The sequence below is a fragment of the Nocardiopsis sp. NPDC006139 genome (genome assembly GCF_040614155.1).
In the GTDB taxonomy this organism is placed as follows: Bacteria; Actinomycetota; Actinomycetes; order Streptosporangiales; family Streptosporangiaceae; genus Nocardiopsis; species Nocardiopsis changdeensis.
The window spans coordinates 1-18772 of sequence record NZ_JBEXTT010000004.1 but is presented as its reverse complement, the minus strand read 5'-3'; the positions used below and the strand labels follow the sequence as shown (position 1 = coordinate 18772).

The window sequence follows — 18772 nt, the reverse complement described above, 5'->3', positions numbered from 1 at the left end:
AGAAACCTCCCACCACCAGTCGGACCGCTCCCCGCACTGTGGGGGTTCCTCGATCGCGCGAGGAAGAAGTGATCTTGATGGAGCCCTCCCTGTGGTCACGAACGGTGACCATCGCCGCATATCTTCATCGAATCAACGACTCAGAACACTAGGGGTTGAGTGTGTGGGGGGTCTGTGTCCTCCGTTCCACAGAAGCATCGTGGACAGCACATAGATGACGAGCAGCCCGAGGTTGAACGCCGCTCCGCTCAACCAGGTCGCCACCGGCTCAGGAGAGACGGAGGCGATCGCCGTGCCGATGGCCAGCAGCGAGACCGGATTGGCGACCAGGACGAACCAGCGTGGCCACGCGGTCCCCCCGAGCGCGATCCGCACGCCGAGGCCCAGTAAGGCCAGGCCGATCGTCACGATCGGCAGGGTCCAGGCGATCACCAGGACCTCGTGGAATCGCTCGCCCAGGGCGAGGATCGCCTCGTGGGCCCCTGAAGGGGTGGTCAGCAGGGTCTTGTAGACCATCCCGATGTAGTAGTAGGCGGCATGGCCCAGCGGTGTCCAGGCGAAGCCGCACAACAGTAGGACGAACAGGGGCCAGGCCCACCAGCGGCCAGCCGGCAACAGCCCGCGGAACAGGTGCCAGGTCCCGGCGAGGTAGAAGACGACGCTCACGTTGGCGACGAGAACGCCCGCCGCCAGTCGGGTTTCGGAGGACGGCAGCATCATGGCCGCCTTTTCCGTGTCGACCCGGTCCGCGTAGGTGTCGAGGACGAGCGGGTAGTCGGCCACGGACGCCGTCGCGCCGATGAGGAGCACGTCTCCGAGGATCCACATGATCGCGCCGATCACCCCGGCGACACCCGTCAGGCGCAACCATCGGAGTGGGGTGCTGTTCTTCTTTCCTGCCTGATTCATAGGGGGCACGGGTCGTCTCCTCAACTCATCGTCCACTCGGGTTGTGATCGACTTCTGCCGATGCATGTTGCCCAGGGGTCCTGTGGTCAGGGGCGGTATCCCTGGGGCTCGGCCACCAACGGCATTGGTCGACCTCTGATTGACCAAACATATCAACGTAAGTTAGTTTGTTGGTATGTCCTCCGACTCCTGTGAACTCCTCTGCCTCGACCTGCCCCAGGCCGAGGCGGTCCGCGCCCTCGTGCCCGCCGACGACGAGATCCGGCCCGCCGCCGAGCGGGCCAAGGCCCTGGCCGACCCCACCCGGCTGCGGATCGCCCGCGCCCTGGCGGTGGGGGAGGAGCTGTGCGTGTGCGACCTGGCCTGGGTCTGCTCCTCCTCGCAGAACCTCGTCTCCCACCACGTCCGGCAACTGCGCACCGCCGGACTGGCGGCCTCGCGGCGCGACGGCAAGCTCGTCATGTACCGGCTCACCGACACCGGCCGCGCCCTGCTGTCCCTCCTGCTGCCCGAGGCCGACCCCGCCGTGAGAGAGGGCTGAGCCGTGTCCGACCTGTGCTGCGGTGACGACGGTGCCCCCGAGCCGCCCCGGAACCGCCCGCCACTGGACCTCGCACCCGCCCCCGCCGCCCAGGGGTCGGCCCCGGACATCCTCACCCATGAGCTCGCCGAGGTTCTGGCCATTGCCAACGGCGTCCGCACCAGCCGCCGTGAACGGATCACAGCTTCCGCCTCCGTGCTTCCGGGCACGGAGATCGATCTGGTCGGAGGGCGGAGATGAGCGTCATAGCACTCCTGATCTACTTGACCGGGCTGGTCCTGGCGTTCGGGGTACGCACCCTCACAGCCTGGCGCGCCACCGGCGACACCCGGTTCCGGCGCCCCGACACCAGGCTGTTCACCGCGGCCTGGTGGGGAACGGGCCTGTTCGTTTTGGCTTTGCTCCTGGGACTGGCGGCGCCCCTGGCAGTGATCGCCACCGGCTCCGACTCCCCGCCCCTGGCCGGATGGTCGGGCATCGTGGTCATGGCGGCCGGGCTGCTGCTGGTCCTGGCCGCCCAGACGGGGATGGGTGATTCCTGGCGGATCGGGGTCCAGGAGAACGAGCACACCGAGTTGGTCATCGGAGGGCTCTTTGCACTCGCACGCAACCCCATCTTCACCGGCATGGCCGCCGTGCTCATCGGCCTTGCCCTGGCTGTGCCCGGGATCCTGTCCGCGGCGGCCCTGTTCGCGTTGGTCGCCGGGATCCAGGTGCAGGTGCGTCTGGTCGAGGAGCCGTACCTGCTGCGCACCCACGGTGCCGCCTACCGCGCCTACGCCGCGCGCACCGGGCGCTTCGTACCCCTGCTGGGACGGCTGGCACCCACCGACGACACCGAGGAGACCCGATGAGTGAAGGATGCTGAGCTCCCTCGGAGGGGGACCGCGCGGCGAAGATCGCCCCGGGTGTGATCCTCATCGTCGGCGTGGTCACGCTCGGCGGGGTCGCCTACCTCTTGTGTTGTGCTCACCAGGGTCCTGTGAACCGGATCCGTCCGCTCGCGCCGCCTCCCTTTCCGGGGCCTGGCCGATGCCCGCCCCATCCATTGTTCGGGGAAACCGGACTGTGCCCGATTCTGAATAGTCCCAGGGTTCCTGACGTCCGTTCCGGGTCCGGAATTGCTGTATTGTCGCATCCGTGCCCGATCCCTGTGCGAAAGCAGCGCCGCGGTCCCGGATGAGGATCGTCGTCTCGCTGCTGCTCGTCATCGGGGCGGTGCTCATATCCCTGTGCCACCCGTGGGAACAACCCACCGAGCCGATCGCCCCCGTCGTGGTCGAGGCCCTCCAAGAGTCGGACGGCCACGGACCCGCAGCCGGTTTCGTAACGCTGGATGGTCACTGCGGGGAGAAGGGTGAGAGCGTAGCCGACCAGCGTGGTGTTTCCTTCTGGGGGCCGGTCCTCCTCGGTAGTGGTGTCTTCGGATTCCTCCGGCTGCCGCTCCCTCCTCGTGCCTCCTCCGCCTCCATGCGCACGCATCGGTGGCGGACCCCTGCGCCGCTCGGCGGTGTCCGTGCTCTCGTGTCCTTGTGCGTTCGGCGGGTGTAGACCGACCCCTGTGCCCGTGCGGCCCACCCGCTCTCTGCGGCAGGGGTCCCACACCGACGGCACTCCGCTGATCCGTCCGTTTTCGTCGCGCCCGTACTCAGCGTGAACGCATACGGCGGTTCACCCAGGAACACTGATTCGTTCATCTGAAACAGAGCGATCCGATCCACCCGTTTCTCCCACGGGGTCGGACCGCCGTTCAGCGACCCTTTTCTCCGTGCCTCAGGCGCGGAATCGAAAGGCATTCCATGCAGAAGAGAAAAAACTCCGGTCCCCGCCGTCGCCTCCTCTGGGGCGGTGCGTTCATCGCCTTCGGAGGGGTCCTCGCCCCGACGGCGGTGGCCAACGCCGAACCCGAGCCCACCCGCGAAGAGGTGGAGCAGCGGATCGAGGAGCTCCTGGAGGAGACCAGCACCCTGGTCCAGGACTACAACGAGGCCGAAGAGGTCTTCGAAGCGGCCGAAGCCGAAGTGGACGACCTCGAAGGGCAGATCGGTTCGGAGGAGGAGGTCTACGCCGAACTGCGCCGGTCGGTCGGGGAACTGGCCAGCACCAGCTACCAGTCCAATGACCCTGACTCTGTGGCCGCCGCCCTGTTCGTCGACAACCCCTCCGAGATCTTCGAGCAGGCCGCCGACCTCTCCTACCTTTCGGAGGCTAGCCGCCTGCGTTTGGAGGACTTCGCCGAGAGCGACGCCCGGCTCATCGCTCTCAAGGAGGAGGCGGATATCGCCTACGGCGAAGCCGAGGAGCAGTTGAAGGAGGTCGAGAAGAACAAGGAGAAGGCGGAGGAGGCCCTTGAGGAGCAGGAGGAACTGCTCGCGGCCTTCGACGGGGACGACCCGACGGCCTCGGGTGAATCACCGAACGGGCCGACGCCCGCGTACACCGGGTCTGCCTCGGGCAACGCGCGCACGGCCATCGACTTCGCCTACAGCAAGATCGGTGTGCCCTACCTCTGGGGCGGAACAGGCCCCAACGGCTATGACTGCTCCGGCCTGACCCAGGCCTCCTGGGCCGCGGCGGGTGTGAGCATCCCCAGGACCACCTACAGCCAGTGGGAGCTGCCCAACGCGGTGGCCTGGGAGGATCTCCAGCCCGGCGACATCCTCTTCTTCTTTCCCGACCTGGGCCACAACGGCCTCTATGTCGGCAACGGCATGATGGTCCACGCCCCCAGCAGCGGGAAGACCGTCTCCGAGGTCCGCCTCGCCGACTACTGGGCCGCCCAGTTCGTCGGCGCCCGCCGACCGTGACGTGCTGGTGAGGGGGTCGGCCGACCCCCTCACCAGCAGTCGGGCAGGATACCCGGCTCGACCGGAGCCGCGGCGAACAGCCCTTCTCGAATGGCCGGAACCATCACGAACCGGGCGCCGTCAACCGCGGGTGGGACCGGTCGGCTCCCGTTCCACCGGGGGAGCCGCGTACCAACCTGCGCGTCCCAGTAGCCAGACCACCAAGGCGCACACGGCGCCGAACCCGGCGAGGCAGAGCCACACCACGGCCGCCGAGACGGGTGGGTCCGCGTCGAGTCCCGCACCCACCACGAGGTTCCCCACGGTGATGCCGATCCCCGAAACGGTGTTGTACAGGCCGTAGTGCAGGGCCACGGACCCCTTCCCCGCCAGCCGCACCACGGTGTCCATCTCGAAGGGATAGGCCAGCATCGTCCCCAGTCCCAGCAGGCCCACCGTGACCGTCCCCGGGGCCGTGACCACGGCCAGCGCCAGGAGCGGCGATCCGATTCCACGGGCCGCGTCGACCGCGACCGGCGAGAGCAGCATCGGCAGGAAGGCCGCCGCCATGATGAGCACCCCGCCGGGCAGGGCCTGTTCCGGGCCCCAGCGCCGCTGGACCCAGGAGGCCAGCCGCACCTGGCCCGCGATCGTCACCAGGGCCGAGACGACGAACAGCGCGGCGACCGCCACCTGCCCGTGGACGGCATCGAGTCCTCCGGCGATCACGGCCTGCCGCGTCGCCAGGGGCAGGGCCAGGTAGACCTGGAAACCCAGGACGTAGGATCCCGCCATCGCCAGGGAGATCACCAGGAACCGGGTGTCGGCGAAGACCTTCCGGGTATCGGCGAGTACCCCCGGAGGCCGGACGTCGGCGGACTCCCCGCCGGCCCGACCGCGGCGTGGCAGGGCCAGGGCCTGGAGCACGGTCAGGACCAGGAACAGAGCCGCTGCTACCACCGCGACCAGTGAGAAGTCCACCGCGATGAGTGCCATCCCCACCAGCGGCCCGGCCAGCGAACCCACCTGGTAGAACACGTTGAACAGGGCGAAGGCCTCCACCCTGCGCTCGCCCGCGGCCTGCGCGAGGTAGGCGCGCACGGCCGGATTGAACAGGGCCCCGGCGAACCCGGTGGCCGCCGAGGCGAGCAGCAGCACGATCAAGGAATCGGCGAAGCCCAGGGCGGCGAAGCCCACCGTGCGCAGGACACACCCCGCCATGATCGCCGCCTTGTACCCGAACACGTCGGCGAGGCCGCCCCCGATGAGGAACATCCCCTGCTGGCAAAGGTTGCGGGTGCCCAGGACCAGGCCGACGGCCCACACCGCCATGCCGACGCTCTCGGTCAGGTGGAAGGCGAGGTAAGGCATGAGCATGAAGAACGCCGCGTTGATGGTCAACTGGTTGAACATCAGGAGCCGTACACCACGGTCGAAGGACCGCAGCCGTGTCCACATGGTGGTCATCGCCGCCCCTGCTTCGCCGTGTCCGCCGTCCCGGCCTTCCCGGAGTATGCGGGGATCGGGATCTTGGTGCACCGCGTCCAACCGGTGGCCGCCTGATCAGAAGGTGCGGTGATCTCGTCCGGTTCGTCGGGCGGCTCCTGTCCGAGCAGCCCGTGCTCCTCGCAGTAGTCGTCGTTGAAGACGGTGTCGAAGTAGCGTTGGGGGCCGTCGGGGAAGACGGCCGCGATGCGTTCGGTCTCGGGCCGCGTATGTGCGAGCCAGCGGGCGACGGTGGCCACCGCGCCCACGCTCCAGCCTCCGCTCGTGTAGTGGGAGGCGGCCAGGGTGCGCGCTCCGCGGACCGCCTGGGCCGGATCGATCCAGTGGACCTCGTCGAAGGCGGCGTGGTCGACGTTGCGCGGCACGATGCTGCTTCCCAGCCCCCGCATCAGGCGGGAGGAGACCGGTTGGCCGAAGATCCGCGAACCGACAGAGTCCACGCCGACGACGGTGAGGCCGGGCAGGAACCGGCGCAGCTCCCGGGCCACGCCTGCGGAGTGACCCCCGGTCCCCACACTGGCCACCAGGATGTCGATGCGCCCCAACTGGGCGATGAGCTCCCGCGCCAGGCCGCTGTAAGCACTGACGTTGTGCGGATTGCCGTACTGGTCGGGACAGTACGCGGTCGGGTCCGCGGAGAGCAGGGCGTCCACCCGGTCCCGTCGGGCCCGCTGCCACCCGCCCGTCGGGTGGGGCGTGTCGACGATCTCCAGGGTGGCACCGTAGGCCTTGAGGAGCCGCAGCATGAGCGGTTCCATCTCCGGGTCGGTCACCACGGTGACCGGGTGGCCGAAGGTGATGCCGGCCAAGGCCAGGCCCAGGCCCAGGGTGCCGCTGGTCGATTCCACGATACGGGCCCCGGGCCTCAGGGCCCCGGCGGTACGGGCCCGCTCGATCATGTGCAGGGCGGGCCGGTCCTTGATACCTCCGGGGTTGTGGCCTTCGAGTTTGGCCCAGAAGCCGCGCCGGGGGCGGCAGTAGGGTTCCCCCACCCACAGGACCGGGGTGTTGCCCACGGTCCCGGCCGGGGTGTGGCGGACGGCCGTGGCCGGGATGGCCAGGAACTGCGCAGGGCTGGTTTCGGGCACGGTCGTGCCCGTCGTGTCGGTGTGCATGGTCGTCTCTCACGTGACCGCACCACCCCCTGCCCCCCGTTGCCGGGGATACGCGGGCACCGTCTCGGACGGGCTCCCGCGGGGGCTGGCGCTGCGGATGTCGAAGGGCGCTGGCGGTCCTGCCCGGGCCGGGCCGGTGGGACCGGTGAGAGCTCCTATATGCGCCACACACAGAGGGCGGACTGCGGTGGGTCGCCGGTGCGGCGGCGCCGCATGCGCCGGGTGTTGTGCCCGCGCACGGCGTACGTGGGGACGGAGGGCCACGGGTCGACGTCCAGGGCCGCGACGACCGGGACGGTCAGAGGCGGGAAGGCGTGATCGTGGGGGCCGCGCTCCTGGGACGTGCCCAGTTCCGTGCCGCCCTTGTGGTGGTCCTCACAGGTGTCCCCGTGGGTCGCCGAGGAGGGATCCTCCGACCGCTCGGAGAACCAGAGGGACGACGTCTGCGCCACCGGTCCCTCAGGGGTGCCGTGCCCCGCCGCGCACAGCAGGTGAAGGACGGCGGCGAGCACCAGCAGCACGGGGAACGCCCTGTGCCGCCGCAGTGCTGCCGCCGTATGCCTCACACGGGAATGCTACTCAAAGTGACCCTCTGATCGCGGGTGTTCTCCATGGTGTGGCGGGGGTCACCGGGGCAGTGGTCCCGGCCATCGGTCAGGCATAGGAGTGCAGGCCGCTGATCATGTAGTTCACGACGAAGAAGTTGAACAGGATCGTCGCGAAGCCCAGCACGTTGATCCACGTCGCCTTGGGCCCGCGCCACCCGCCGGTCGCGCGCGCGTGCAGGTAGGCGGCGTAGACGACCCAGGAGATGAACGACCAGACCTCCTTGGGGTCCCAGCCCCAGAAGCGGCCCCAGGCCTCGTCCGCCCAGATCGACCCGGCGATGATGCCGAAGGTCCACAGCGGGAACGCGAACAACACGAAGCGGTGCGAGATGCGGTCCAGCAGTTCGGGGCTCGGCAGTCGCCCGGCCACCCCCAGAGCCTCCTCGCCGCGGGCCTGCTTCGCCTGGGCTCCGTACGACGCCAGGTAGGCGAGTCCGGCGACTCCGGAGACCATGAAGGCGCCCCCGGAGACGATGGCCGCGGTGACGTGGATCGGCACCCAGTAGGAGTCCAGGGCCGGAACCAGGGGGCCGGGGTCGATATAGAGCCACTTGACGCCGATGCCCAGCAGGATCAGCACCGGGACCAGCACGAACGTGCCCAGGAATCGGGCCTGGTAGCGCCAGGAGGCGTAGAGCAGACCGCCGACGGCGACCAGGCACATGGCCACCACGAACTCGAACATGTTGCCCCAGGGCCAGCGGCCCGCCGCCACGCCCCGGGCGATGATCTGGGCGATTCCCATGAGGAAGCCCAGCCCTGTGAGGCCCAGCGCGATCCCGCCCATGACGCTGCGCGGTGCGCGGGCCCGGCCCTCCCCGGTCCGCACGTCGACGTCGATGCGCGTGTCGTGTCCCTCGACGGCACCTGCGCCGACCGGCATCAGCCGTCCCGCCCTGAGCCTGGTCCGCCGCCCGTAGGCCGCCTCGGTCGCGAACAGGAACAGGGCCGCGGCGTAGGTCACGATCATGGCGATGACCAGGGTGTCGCTGAGGGAGGCCATGGTCTCGTTCACGACCATGTCGGTGGTGTTCGTCATCGGTCACTTCCTTCCCGGGGGTGTTGATCGGGTGTGTTCAGCACGGGGTGCGGGGTCCCGTTCCTCGGGTGTTCGAGGTGTGCGACGAGGCGTCGGGTGATCTCGTGGAACTCAGCGTTGTCCCCGGCGGCCTCGGTCTTGCCGAGTCCGGCCAGCTCCACGCGGGTTCCGCCCTCTCCGTCGGCGGTCGCGCGCACCCACACCCGGCGGGGGCGTACGAACAGGGTCGTCAGCAGGCCGACCACCGCTGCGGCGGCGCTGGCCAGGGCGGGCAGGCGGGCCGCGTCTCGGTTGCTCTGTAGCGCCACGTAGTCGCGGACCCCGGTGAAGGTGACGGTTCCCGAGCCGTCGGGCAGCTCCCAGCTGTCGCCGACCGCGAGGACCGGGGATTCCCCGATGGGGGCCATACGCGAGGTGTCGAGCCGGTAGACCGACTGCGCTTCGTCCATCCCCAGGTCACCGCGGTAGCCCTCCAGGGTCACCCGCGGGTTCCGCGGCGCGGGGAAGTCGGAGACGAGCTCCCCGTCGGGCGTCTCCTTCGCACTGGGCAGGAACACTCCGCTGAAGCCCAGCCCCTCGGCTCCGGTGTCGGGGACCTTGACGACCCCGTCCGAGGTGTAGGAGACGGTGTCGCGCGACAGGAACGGCACCGCGCGGTCGAAGACCAGGTCGCCGTCGGCGTTGCGGACCTCGAACACCGGGGCGTAGCCGTGCCCCAGGAGGTAGACCTGCACACCGCTCACGTCGATCGGGTGGTTGACCTCCAGCCGGTGAGTCCGCTCCGGTTCCCCCGGAGCCCCGGTATAGGTCATGTCGGCGACGAAGGAGGCCGCCTGGCCCCGGCGCCGCTCATCTTCGATGAAGGCGGCCTCGAACTCCCGCAGGTGCAGGGTGAAGGGGGCCATGTCATCGGTGTCCGTCCAGAAACCGGGATAGATCGCGTCGTAGGACGGCAGGGCGTTGGCGAATCCGTCACCCTCGACGATGAGCATGTTGCCCCGGTAACCGAAGAACGCACCGGCCGCCAGGCACACCAGCAGGCCGAGCAGGGCGACGTGGAACAGGACGTTCCCGGCCTCGCGCAGGTATCCGGTCTCGGCCGAGAGCGAGTCGCCGTGGCGGTCCGCCCGGTACCGGCGCAGCGCCCGCCGGGCCCGCGTCAGGACGATCTCGGGCGGGGCCGACGTGGTGAAGCGGGCGGAGTAGGGCATCCGGCCCAGATTGCGGGGCGTGGGCACCGGCCGGACCCGCACCGCCCGGGCGTGCACCAGGGCGCGGGGGACGACACAACCGGCCAGGGAGACGAAGAGCAGCAGGTAGACGGCCCCGTACCAGGGTGAGGCGAAGACATCGAAGAGGTACAGGCGGTCCAGCCACACCGACAGTTCGGGGTTGTCCTGCCGGTAGGCGTTGACCTGGTCCATGCTGACGACGTTCTGGGGAAGGATCGACCCGGGGATCGCCCCCAGCGCCAGGAGGAACAGCAGGATCAGGGCGGTGCGCATGGAGGTGAGCGTGCGCCAGGCCCATCGCGCCCACCCCGAGAGGCCGAAACCGCCACCGCTCCCGTCCGGGGAGGCGGCGGTCCGCGGCGGGTCCGAGAGGTGCGTCGCCATGTCAGATCACCGTCCGGAAACCCGCGGTCCACCCTTGGGCGATGACCGTCAACTCGGTCCACAGGCCGGTGACCATGGCCAGCCCGATGAGGACCAGCATCGCGCCCCCGGCGACCATGATCGTCCGCGTGCGTCGGCGCAGCCATGTGAACGCGGTGAGCGCGCGCCGGTAGAGCACCGATGCAAGGATGAAGGGTGCGCCCAATCCCAGGCAGTAGAACAGGGACAGGAGCATGCCCCGCCCCACCCCGCCCTCGGTGAACGCCAGGGACTGGACCGCCGCCAGGGTCGGTCCGATACACGGTGTCCAGCCCAGGCCGAAGAGGATCCCGAGCAGCGGCGCCCCGGCCAGACCGGCCCGGGGGACACGGTGGAACCGGAACTCGCGTCCCATCCCCGGGACCAGCCCCATGAAGGCGAGCCCGAGCAGGATCGTCAGCGCGCCCAGAACGCGGGTGATGGGCTCGGTGTAGTCGATGAGGAGGTCGCCCAGCCAGCCGATGAAGCCGCCGACGGAAACGAACACGAGGGTGAACCCGGCCACGAAGAGCAGGCTGCCGAGCACCATCGTCCGGCGGTTCCGGGTGAGGTCCTCATCGACCTCTTTCACAGCGGGTCCGCCCGAGGTGGTGCCGACGCCCCTGCGACGCCCGGCCTCGGCCCCGCTCATCCCCGAGACGTAGGACAGATATCCCGGGACCAGGGGAAGCACGCAGGGGGACAGAAAGGACACCAGGCCGGCGGCCAGGGCCAGCGGGGCGGCCAGCAGCAGCGAACCGCCCAGGACGGCGGAGCCGATCGGGTCCATCACCGCCCACCCGCCTCGGAGGCCTCCGCGGTCGGGCCCGGGGAGGGCGTGGCCTCCTGGTCGGCGGCACGTGGGCGTTGTGCCGGGTCGCCGAGCCCGTACTCGACGACGATCGGGTCCAACAGGCCGGTGAGCTGGCCGTAGGTGGTGGCGCCGATGACACGGGCGGCGATGCGGCCCTCGGGGTCGATGACCAGCGTGCTGGGGATCGCTCTGGGCGGAACGGTGTCGCGGAAGGCCTGGGTGATCTCGCCGGGCTGGTCGTACAGGCTGGGGTAGGCGACCTCCTGGGCCTTCGTGTAGGCGCGGGCCGCGGTCTCGTCGTCCTTGGTGTTGACGCCCAGGAAGTCGACCCCCAGTCCTCGGTATTCGGCGTGCACCTCGTCCAGGACCGGCTGCTCGGCCCGGCAGGGGCCGCACCAACTGGCCCAGATGTTGAGCACGAGGACGCGGCCGGTGTAGTCAGTCAGGGAGATCTCCTCCCCGTCCAGATCGGTACCGGTGATCTCGGGTGCGCCGACCCGGTCCGCGGCGGCGAAGACGGTCGCGGCCCCATCGGCGGTGCCGGAGGCGGCGTCCGCCGTTGCGGAGTCGTCGGGTGCGCTTTGGGAGCAGCCTGTCAGGGCGAGCACTGCGGCCAGGACCGCCGCCCCCGTGGTGGGTCCGGGCCGGAATGGGCCGGAGCGGGGACCGGCGTGCCGTCTTCGCGGCGGCGGTGCCGGGGGACCGCCGGGCTCTGCGGCGATATCGGGCAACGGGTTCATCTCTGAGATCCCTTTTCTGTGGGTGGGGCGGGTGTTCAGGAGGGCCGGCGCTCGGCCAGCCGCTGCAGGTAGGCGTTGTAGGCCTTGAGTTCGGCGTCGCCGTCGCGGTCGGCCTGTCGGTCCTTGCGTCGGGCCAGGCGCGCGTCGGAGCGGGTCCACAGGACGGCGAGGACGATCATCACGACGATCGTCGGGATGTCCCCGAACACCCAGGTGAGTCCACCGGCCCAGAGCTGGTCCTCCACGACGTCGATGTCCCAGGCAGGGGGCGGTGAGGCGAAGAAGCCCACGATCGGGCTTTCGGCCATCATCACCGCGATGGCGAAGAAGGCGTGGAAGGGCAGACCCGCCATGAGCATGAGGATGCGCAGCAGGAAGTTCTCCGGACCGGGCCAGGGATCCACCCGGAGTACGGGGCCGAAGAAGATCACACCGGTGGCCAGGAAGTGCAGCAGCATCAGGTAGTGGCCCCAGACGTTGCCCATCAGGGTGTCGAAGAGCGGTGTGAAGTAGATGCCGTACAGGCTGAAGATGAACGCCGACAGCGTGAAGGCCGGATGCGAGGCGACCTTGGCGATGGGGCTGTTCAGCAGCCACACCAGGGCCCGGCGCGGGGCGCCCCGGCGGCCTTTGCCCGCGGGCAGGGCTCTGAGCGTGAGCGTTACCGGTGCCCCTAGGAGGAGGAACACCGGGGCGAGCATCGTCAGGATCATGTGCTGGAACATGTGGACGCTGAACAGCGCCATGCCGTAGGCCTCGATCCCGGTGCCCGTGACCGCCCAGATCATGAGGACACCCACGGCCCAGCTCACCGTCCTGCCGACCGGCCAGCGCACGCCGCGTCTCCACAGGTGCACCACACCCAGGCCATACAGCACGGCGAGCAGCAGGCCCAGGAGTGGGAACAGCGCGTAGGGCTGGGGCTGCCAGGCCAGCAGGCCCTCCAGGGTGGGTGGAGCGCTGGGCATCCACATGGGACCGGACATCCCGTGGTCCATGTTCATGTCGTGATCCACGACCGCCTCCAAGGGGTCGAAAAGGGGGGTGGGAGAAGAGCCGTTCATCGCGGCCGAGGGCATGCGACCGCTCGCCCCGCGGCGGAATGACCCGTGGTACGGGCTCTCAGGCGGGGCGCGGTGGTCGCGGGTGGTTACAGCAGGGTGGTCCAGTAGGTCCAGAAGGCCTGGGTGATCGCCGCGGTCAGCAACAGGGCCCACAGGCACAGGACGGTGCTGTGGTAGCGGGTCAGGAGCCCGAAGTGGCGGTCCAGTCCACGGGGCAGGGGCAGATGCCGTTCCCGAACGACGTGCAGGGTGACGTACCAGAAGATCGGTACGGTCACCGCCCACACGACCATGCAGTACGGGCACAGCGCGTTGATGCGGTACAGGCTCTGGAAGATCAGCCAGTGCACGAACCCCGCGCCGAACAGGGTGCCCGCCCACAGGCCCAGGTGGAACCAGCGCGGAAGACGGGTCCCCGCCAGCAGGGCGACCCCGATGGTGGTGACCACGGAGAAGCCGATGACGCCCAGGACCGGGTTGGGGATGCCGAACGCCTCGGCCTGCGGGGTAGACATGACGGTCCCGCAGGACAGCACCGGGTTGATGCTGCACGAGGGTACGTGGCCGGGATCCTGGAGGACGCGGATCTTCTCCACCAGCAGGGTGGTGGCGGCGAGCAGGCCGACGGCCCCGCCCAGGGCCAGCAGCCAGGGCAGGACACGGGCGATCACCGTCGTCCCGGAACCTCGGATGGGCTCCTGTTCCTTCGCTTCGGCTTCGGCGGTGATCATTCGGCCAGCTCCGCGTCGATCATCTCCGCCAGTGCCTCGTAGGAGGGCATGCTCGGGGTCTGGACCCCGTTGACGAAGATGGTCGGGGTGCCCTGTACACCCACGGTGACGCCGTCGTCGAAGTCGGCCTGGACGCGCTCGGCGGTCTCCTCCGAAACCATGGCCGCGGTGAACTCCTCCATGTCCAGGTCCAGGTCCTCGGCGAATCCGGTGAACACCTCCACCTGGGACTCGGAGGACTCACCCCACTCGGTCTGGGTCTCGAACATGCGCGCGTACATCTCCTCCAGCGCGCCCTGCTGGGCCGCGGCCTCCACCGCGGCCGCCGCCGGACGGGAGTTGCCGTGTCCGGGCAGCGGGAAGTAGCGGATGACGAAGTCGATCCGGCCGTCGTAATCCTCACGGATCCGCTCCATGACGGGGAACTGGGCACCGCAGGCCTCGCACTCGAAGTCGAGGAACTCCACCACGGTGACCTGAGCGTCCTCGACCTGGTCGAGATGGCGGCTGTCCTCCCGGACCAGGACTTCCGCCGACGCGGTGGCGGGTGCGTCAGGCGCTCCGGGACGTGGAGAGGCCCCGTTCGAGGCCGGGGCGGATGACGGACCGGAGGACATGTACGCGGCGGCGGTCAGCACGATGACCAGCACGGCCAGAATGGCCAGGCTGATGGTCAGATTCTTGTTCACGGGTGTTGGCTCCTACCGGGGCCGCGGTCGTGGAACCTGCGGACCCGTGGTCACGACAAGGAAAATCGGGAGCCGCCTCGGGCGGCTTGCGCGATGTGGCGCGCGGAAGACTCTCGGCCCGCGCGCCGCCGTGATCTACACCCGTTGAACGCAGAGGAAGGTCAGCAGCCCTTCCCCGTGGCGCACGGGAAGGGCCTCTGTGGCCGGTCGGGGTGAGGTGTCCGCCGCCGGTGGCTCGAACAGTTCGAGCAGGGGCAGGAAGGTGAGGACTCTGAGCAGCGGACTCGACGGGCCGGAGGGCTGGCTCTGCGGAACCCCGCAGGGGTGGGAAGCCTGCGCGTCACCGGACCCGGATCCGTTCGCGGTCTCCACAGAGCCGACATCGGTGATGGGCTGTGAGGCCACCGGCACGACCGGGACCGCCGTGTCGTCGGACCGCACCAGGGAGCAGGCGAGGGACATCAGCACGAGCACGCTCAGCAGCACCGCGATGGTGCTCAGGCGTCCGGTGCCGATGGCGTTCCTCATGAGAGGCACTGTACCCCCGGGTGAGTACTCGGTGGCTCAGGGGCGGCTTTGGGAACGGAGGCGGTGCTGCGGACGTCCGCAGCCCGCGGGCCCGCCTCCTGCTCCGACCACGGATCCGAACATCGGGGTCACACGTGGAGGGCGCCTTCGTGGTGGGTGTGGCCGGGTGGCTCCAGTTGCAGGGTGGAGTGCTCCACGTCGAAGTGCCCGGCCAGGCACTCGTGCAGTTCGTCGAGCATCCGCCCGGTGTCGCCCAGGTCCTCGTCGGCGACGACCACATGCGCGGACATCACCGGCACTCCGGAGGTGATGGTCCACACGTGCAGATCGTGCACATCGACCACCGCGGGGTGCTCCATCAAATGGGAGCGCAGTTCGTCCAGGTCCGTGCCCTTGGGGGCGGCTTCCAGAAGGATGTGCACGGCCTCCTTGAGCAGCGACCAGGCCCGGGGCACGATGATCGCGGCGATGCCCAGGGAGACCAGGGTGTCCGCCTGCTGCCAGCCGGTGAACAGCACGATGAGGCCGCCGAGGATCACTCCGACGGAGGCGAGTGCGTCGCTCATCACCTCCAGGTAGGCGCCCTTGACGTTGAGGCTCTCCTTGGCGCCCGACCTCAGGACGAACAGCGCCACCACGTTCATCACCAGGCCGAACCCGGCGACCAGGACCATGCCGATCCCGGACACCTCCGCGGGTTCGCGGAACCGCTCCACGGCCTCCATCACGATGAACCCGCACAGGACGAACAGGACGATCGCATTGACGGCCGCGGCGAGGATCTCGGCGCGCTGGAGGCCGAAGGTGCGCTTGCCAGCGGCGGGGCGGGCGGCGATCCACACCGCGGCCAGCGCGAGGGCGACTCCCAGGGAGTCGGTGACGGTGTGCCCGGCATCGGCGAGCAGGGCGAGGCTGCCGCTGAACGCCGACCCCGTGACCTGGACCACTGCCACCACGAGCATCATGCCCAGGACCAGGGCGAGCTTGCGTTTATTGGCGGCACCGGCCGTGACCGGGCCGTGGTCGTGTCCCGCACCCATCGTTTCCCCCTTCGTCGGTGCGTCGGATGTGAGCGCCGGGCCCTTCATGCCGTCGGTCTTCGAGCGGCTCAGGTAGCGGACATCGACTTCATCGATACACTCACCACTGTTTATACAGTCTGTGCTGTCTATACAGCAATAGCTGTACAATCTTTCTCGCGTTGGTCCTGAGAGTGGCGTGCCCCAGGCTTTCTGGGACGTGGTGTCCGCGTGAGTGCCGGTCCGGAAGCGCTACAGGTCCTTGGACAGGGCCCGCAGTGACCATGCCGGTGTCGGACAGGCGCATCGCCTTCGACATGAGTGGGCCACCTGCCATGCAGTGGGTTCACCCCTGTGTGTGGACTGGTCCTACAGTGCAAAGGCGCCACCCTCGATCAGGATGACGATGCCCAGGACGATGAGGACAGCGGGGAGCAGAACGTGGCCCCAGCGGCTGAGCGCGCGGGCGATGGGGGCGCGGGTGGCCAGGAACCTGCCGACCGCGCACAGCACACCGACCAGGAGCAGGAAGACCGCCGTGTAGACGGCGAGGCCGGTGTGGTCGACGGTGATGAAGACGGGGACGTAGATGCCGATGTTGTCGCCGCCGTTGGCGAAGGTGACGGTGGCGACGGTGAGCAGGGCCGGACCGTTGTTGCTACCGGGGGCGTCATCGTCGTCATCGCCGCGCCACATCTTCCAGGCCGCGCGCAGGCCCAGCAACAGGGGGAGCAGCCCGAAGTAGGCGCGCACCGCCTCGGGCAGGAAACCCGCGCCGAAGGTGGCGGCCAGCGTGGCGGCCAGGATCGCTGTGAAGCCCAGGTACTGCCCGGCCACGATCTTCGCGGTGGTCCCGCGCTCCCCGGCGCCTTGGGCGAAGAACAGCGCGAGCACCACGATGTCGTCGATGTTGGTGACGGTGAACAGGCCGACGGCCTGGGCGATGATGATCAGGTCCACGGGGCGGGGTCCTTGCCGGACGGTTCCGGCGCGCCCTGGCGGGCGGCGGTGAGCACGATGAGCACCGCGCCGACGACGATGAAGGCGTCGGCGAGGTTGAAGGTGGGCCACCAACCGGTGTGCAGGTAGTCGGTGACCACGCCGTCCAGTCCGCGGTCGATGAGGTTGGCCAGCGCCCCGCCCAACACCCCGGCCAGGCCGATACGGCCCAGCAGGGGGGTGGTGGGGGTTGTGCGCCAGGTGTAGGCGGCCACGGCGACGGTGATGAGTCCGGTGACGGCCACGATGATCCAGGCGGGCAGGGTCGCCCCCAGGCTGAAGGCGACGCCGGGATTGTAAGTCAGGCGCAACTCCAGTACCCCCAGGAGGTGCGGGCCGGATCCGCCGGTCAGCCGGTGTTCGGCCAGGGCCTTCAGGGCCAGGTCGGTGGCGGTGAGCGCGGACGCGGCGGCCAGCACGCCCCACCGGGGGAGCGTGCCGGCCGCGGCCGGTGTCGTGGGCGTCACGCCCTGGCCTCCACGTGCTCGCGCGGCGATGCGGGGGCGCCAAGGGCCAGTCCCAGGCGGCGGGTGCGTCCGGCGCGGATGCCGTTGCCGATGACCACGACCTCGGCCACCTCGTGCACCAGCACGACCGCGGCCAGACCCAGGACGCCGAACAGGGCCAGGGGCATCAGGCCGATGATGATGGCCAGCGACAGTCCCACGCTCTGCCACATGATGGCCCGGGAGCGGCGGGCGTGCGCCAGAACGCGGGGCAGGTGGCGCAGGTCCTCGCCCATCAAGGCGACGTCGGCGGTCTCGATGGCCACGTCGGTGCCCATCGCACCCATCGCGATGCCCAGGTCGGCGGTGGCCAGGGCGGGTGCGTCGTTGACGCCGTCGCCCACCATCGCCACCGGACCGCCCGAGCGGAGTTCGCCGACGAGGCGGGACTTGTCCTCGGGGCGCAGGTCGGCGTGCACGTCGCCGGGGTCGATGCCCGCCTGGGCGGCCAGGGCGGCGGCGGTGGCGTGGTTGTCGCCGGTGAGCATCACCACCCGGTAGCCCGCAGCGCGCAGGGAGGAAACGACCTCGCCTGCTTCGGGGCGCAACTCGTCGCGCACCGCGATGGCGCCGATCACGGCGCCGGAGTCCTCGACCAGGACGGCGGTGGCCCCGGCGTGCTGCATCCGCTCCACGTCCCGGGCCAGGGGTCCGGCCTCGATCCAGCCCGGTCGGCCCAGCCGCACGGTGCGGCCGTGCAGGGTGCCGGTGAGCCCGGCACCGGTGACCGCCTCCACGCCCTCAGCACGCTCCGGTGCGGGGGCGGCGGCCAAGATGGCGCGGGCCAGGGGGTGTTCGCTGCGCTCCTCCAGCGCGGCGGCCACCGCCAGCACCCGCTCGGCCGAGTGCCCTGGGGCCGGGACGGTCTCGATGACAGCAGGGCGGTTGCGGGTCAGGGTGCCGGTCTTGTCCAAAGCAACGGTCCTGACCCGCCCCATCGCTTCGAGGGCGGCTCCGCCCTTGACCAGGGTGCCGTGCTTGGAGGCGGCGCCGATCGCGGCCACGACGGTGACGGGCACGGAGATGGCCAGCGCGCACGGCGAGGCCGCCACCAGTACGACCAGGGCACGTTCGATCCAGGTCAGCGGGTCGCCGAACAGCGACCCCAGGGCGGCGATGAGCACGGCGGCGATCATCACCCCGGGCACCAGCGGTTTGGCGATCTTGTCCGCCAGGCGCTGCCCGGCGCCCTTGCGGGACTGCTCGGCCTCCACGATGGACACGATGCGGGCCAGGGAGTTGTCTGCCGCCGTGGTGGTCACGGTGACCTCCAGCACGCCGGTGCCGTTGATGGAACCGGCGAACACCTCGTCCCCGGGGGCCGCTTCGACGGGGACGGACTCGCCGGTGATGGCGGAGGTGTCCAGGCTGGTGTGCCCGGAGGCGATGACACCGTCGGTGGCCACGCGCTCCCCGGGACGCACCACCAGGGTGTCGCCCACGGCCAGGTCGGCCGGGTCCACGGTATGCTCCACGCCGTCGCGCAGCACCCGGGCCTGGTCGGGGACCAGGTCCAGCAGGGCGCGCAGGCCGCGCCGGGTGCG

Annotated in this window: 19 protein-coding genes; 3 read left to right on the top strand and 16 right to left on the bottom strand. The window is 69.8% G+C overall.

Translation table 11 applies throughout. The annotated features are described in order from the left end of the window. Nucleotides 1–132: 132 nt before the first annotated feature. Nucleotides 133–909, bottom strand: coding sequence for a DUF6796 family protein (locus ABZ249_RS06250; protein ID WP_355258020.1), 777 nt, complete (start codon nt 907–909; stop codon nt 133–135). 175 nt (nt 910–1084) lie between these two features. On the opposite strand from ABZ249_RS06250, the gene ABZ249_RS06245 reads away from it, so the two are divergent. The 3 genes from ABZ249_RS06245 to ABZ249_RS06235 all read left to right on the top strand — a co-directional run bounded on the left by ABZ249_RS06245 (nt 1085) and on the right by ABZ249_RS06235 (nt 4257). Next, the gene (locus ABZ249_RS06245) at nt 1085–1450 is read left to right on the top strand and encodes a metalloregulator ArsR/SmtB family transcription factor (RefSeq protein ID WP_355258017.1); all 366 of its coding nucleotides are present in this window, start codon (nt 1085–1087) and stop codon (nt 1448–1450) included. Nucleotides 1451–1686: 236 nt separating this feature from the next. Continuing rightward, nucleotides 1687–2304 carry a methyltransferase gene (locus tag ABZ249_RS06240; protein WP_355258014.1) on the top strand — a complete coding sequence of 206 codons (618 nt, stop codon included), beginning with the start codon at nt 1687–1689 and terminating at the stop codon, nt 2302–2304. A gap of 945 nt (nt 2305–3249) precedes the next feature. After that, nucleotides 3250–4257 (top strand): C40 family peptidase, encoded by a 1008-nt coding sequence (locus ABZ249_RS06235; protein WP_355258011.1) that lies wholly within the window; start codon nt 3250–3252, stop codon nt 4255–4257. Nucleotides 4258–4377: 120 nt separating this feature from the next. Here ABZ249_RS06235 and ABZ249_RS06230 read toward each other — a convergent pair whose 3' ends face one another. From ABZ249_RS06230 to ABZ249_RS06160, 15 genes are all read right to left on the bottom strand, one after another. Beyond that, on the bottom strand, nt 4378–5703 hold the full coding sequence (locus ABZ249_RS06230; RefSeq protein WP_355258008.1) for an MFS transporter: 1326 nt from the start codon (nt 5701–5703) through the stop codon (nt 4378–4380). Beyond that, nucleotides 5700–6857 (bottom strand): PLP-dependent cysteine synthase family protein, encoded by a 1158-nt coding sequence (locus ABZ249_RS06225; RefSeq protein WP_355258005.1) that lies wholly within the window; start codon nt 6855–6857, stop codon nt 5700–5702. Before ABZ249_RS06225 ends, ABZ249_RS06230 begins: the two co-directional genes overlap by 4 nt. A gap of 155 nt (nt 6858–7012) precedes the next feature. Then, nucleotides 7013–7423, bottom strand: coding sequence for a hypothetical protein (locus ABZ249_RS06220; protein ID WP_355258002.1), 411 nt, complete (start codon nt 7421–7423; stop codon nt 7013–7015). Between the two features lie 88 nt (nt 7424–7511). Then, nucleotides 7512–8504 (bottom strand): c-type cytochrome biogenesis protein CcsB, encoded by a 993-nt coding sequence (gene ccsB / locus ABZ249_RS06215; protein ID WP_355257999.1) that lies wholly within the window; start codon nt 8502–8504, stop codon nt 7512–7514. Beyond that, entirely contained in the window at nt 8501–10009 is a 1509-nt protein-coding gene (locus ABZ249_RS06210) for a cytochrome c biogenesis protein ResB (RefSeq protein ID WP_355258738.1), read from the bottom strand. Before ABZ249_RS06210 ends, ccsB begins: the two co-directional genes overlap by 4 nt. Before the next feature lie 112 nt (nt 10010–10121). Next, on the bottom strand, nt 10122–10928 hold the full coding sequence (locus ABZ249_RS06205; RefSeq protein WP_355257996.1) for a cytochrome c biogenesis protein CcdA: 807 nt from the start codon (nt 10926–10928) through the stop codon (nt 10122–10124). After that, nucleotides 10928–11560, bottom strand: coding sequence for a TlpA disulfide reductase family protein (locus tag ABZ249_RS06200; protein ID WP_355257993.1), 633 nt, complete (start codon nt 11558–11560; stop codon nt 10928–10930). Before ABZ249_RS06200 ends, ABZ249_RS06205 begins: the two co-directional genes overlap by 1 nt. A 167-nt stretch (nt 11561–11727) precedes the next feature. After that, the gene (locus ABZ249_RS06195; protein WP_355257990.1) at nt 11728–12708 is read right to left on the bottom strand and encodes a cytochrome c oxidase assembly protein; all 981 of its coding nucleotides are present in this window, start codon (nt 12706–12708) and stop codon (nt 11728–11730) included. Between the two features lie 134 nt (nt 12709–12842). Beyond that, the gene (locus tag ABZ249_RS06190) at nt 12843–13487 is read right to left on the bottom strand and encodes a vitamin K epoxide reductase family protein (protein WP_355257987.1); all 645 of its coding nucleotides are present in this window, start codon (nt 13485–13487) and stop codon (nt 12843–12845) included. Then, nucleotides 13484–14176 carry a thioredoxin domain-containing protein gene (locus ABZ249_RS06185; protein ID WP_355257984.1) on the bottom strand — a complete coding sequence of 231 codons (693 nt, stop codon included), beginning with the start codon at nt 14174–14176 and terminating at the stop codon, nt 13484–13486. Before ABZ249_RS06185 ends, ABZ249_RS06190 begins: the two co-directional genes overlap by 4 nt. A gap of 135 nt (nt 14177–14311) precedes the next feature. Continuing rightward, complete coding sequence (locus ABZ249_RS06180; RefSeq protein ID WP_355257981.1) at nt 14312–14704, bottom strand: hypothetical protein; 393 nt, start codon at nt 14702–14704, stop codon at nt 14312–14314. Nucleotides 14705–14832: 128 nt separating this feature from the next. Next, on the bottom strand, nt 14833–15744 hold the full coding sequence (locus tag ABZ249_RS06175) for a cation diffusion facilitator family transporter (protein ID WP_355257978.1): 912 nt from the start codon (nt 15742–15744) through the stop codon (nt 14833–14835). Between the two features lie 348 nt (nt 15745–16092). Next, nucleotides 16093–16683, bottom strand: coding sequence for a cadmium resistance transporter (locus tag ABZ249_RS06170; RefSeq protein ID WP_355257975.1), 591 nt, complete (start codon nt 16681–16683; stop codon nt 16093–16095). Further along, nucleotides 16674–17189, bottom strand: coding sequence for a signal peptidase II (lspA, locus tag ABZ249_RS06165; protein ID WP_355257972.1), 516 nt, complete (start codon nt 17187–17189; stop codon nt 16674–16676). The genes ABZ249_RS06170 and lspA overlap by 10 nt, the downstream gene beginning before the upstream one ends. After that, a partial coding sequence (locus tag ABZ249_RS06160) for a cation-translocating P-type ATPase (RefSeq protein ID WP_355257969.1) occupies nt 17186–18772 on the bottom strand: 1587 nt, incomplete at its 5' end. The genes ABZ249_RS06160 and lspA, both read right to left, overlap by 4 nt.

Excerpts from the sequence above, each read along its gene's own strand:
- ABZ249_RS06205 (WP_355257996.1), bottom strand. The coding sequence starts at position 10,928 with ATGGACCCGATCGGCTCCGCCGTCCTGGGCGGTTCGCTGCTGCTGGCC.
- ABZ249_RS06225 (WP_355258005.1), bottom strand. The coding sequence starts at position 6,857 with ATGCACACCGACACGACGGGCACGACCGTGCCCGAAACCAGCCCTGCG.
- ccsB (WP_355257999.1), bottom strand. The coding sequence starts at position 8,504 with ATGACGAACACCACCGACATGGTCGTGAACGAGACCATGGCCTCCCTC.
- ABZ249_RS06250 (WP_355258020.1), bottom strand. The coding sequence starts at position 909 with ATGAATCAGGCAGGAAAGAAGAACAGCACCCCACTCCGATGGTTGCGC.
- ABZ249_RS06190 (WP_355257987.1), bottom strand. The coding sequence starts at position 13,487 with ATGATCACCGCCGAAGCCGAAGCGAAGGAACAGGAGCCCATCCGAGGT.
- ABZ249_RS06180 (WP_355257981.1), bottom strand. The coding sequence starts at position 14,704 with ATGAGGAACGCCATCGGCACCGGACGCCTGAGCACCATCGCGGTGCTG.
- ABZ249_RS06245 (WP_355258017.1), top strand. The coding sequence starts at position 1,085 with ATGTCCTCCGACTCCTGTGAACTCCTCTGCCTCGACCTGCCCCAGGCC.
- ABZ249_RS06240 (WP_355258014.1), top strand. The coding sequence starts at position 1,687 with ATGAGCGTCATAGCACTCCTGATCTACTTGACCGGGCTGGTCCTGGCG.
- ABZ249_RS06230 (WP_355258008.1), bottom strand. The coding sequence starts at position 5,703 with ATGACCACCATGTGGACACGGCTGCGGTCCTTCGACCGTGGTGTACGG.
- ABZ249_RS06235 (WP_355258011.1), top strand. The coding sequence starts at position 3,250 with ATGCAGAAGAGAAAAAACTCCGGTCCCCGCCGTCGCCTCCTCTGGGGC.
- ABZ249_RS06210 (WP_355258738.1), bottom strand. The coding sequence starts at position 10,009 with ATGCGCACCGCCCTGATCCTGCTGTTCCTCCTGGCGCTGGGGGCGATC.
- ABZ249_RS06175 (WP_355257978.1), bottom strand. The coding sequence starts at position 15,744 with ATGGGTGCGGGACACGACCACGGCCCGGTCACGGCCGGTGCCGCCAAT.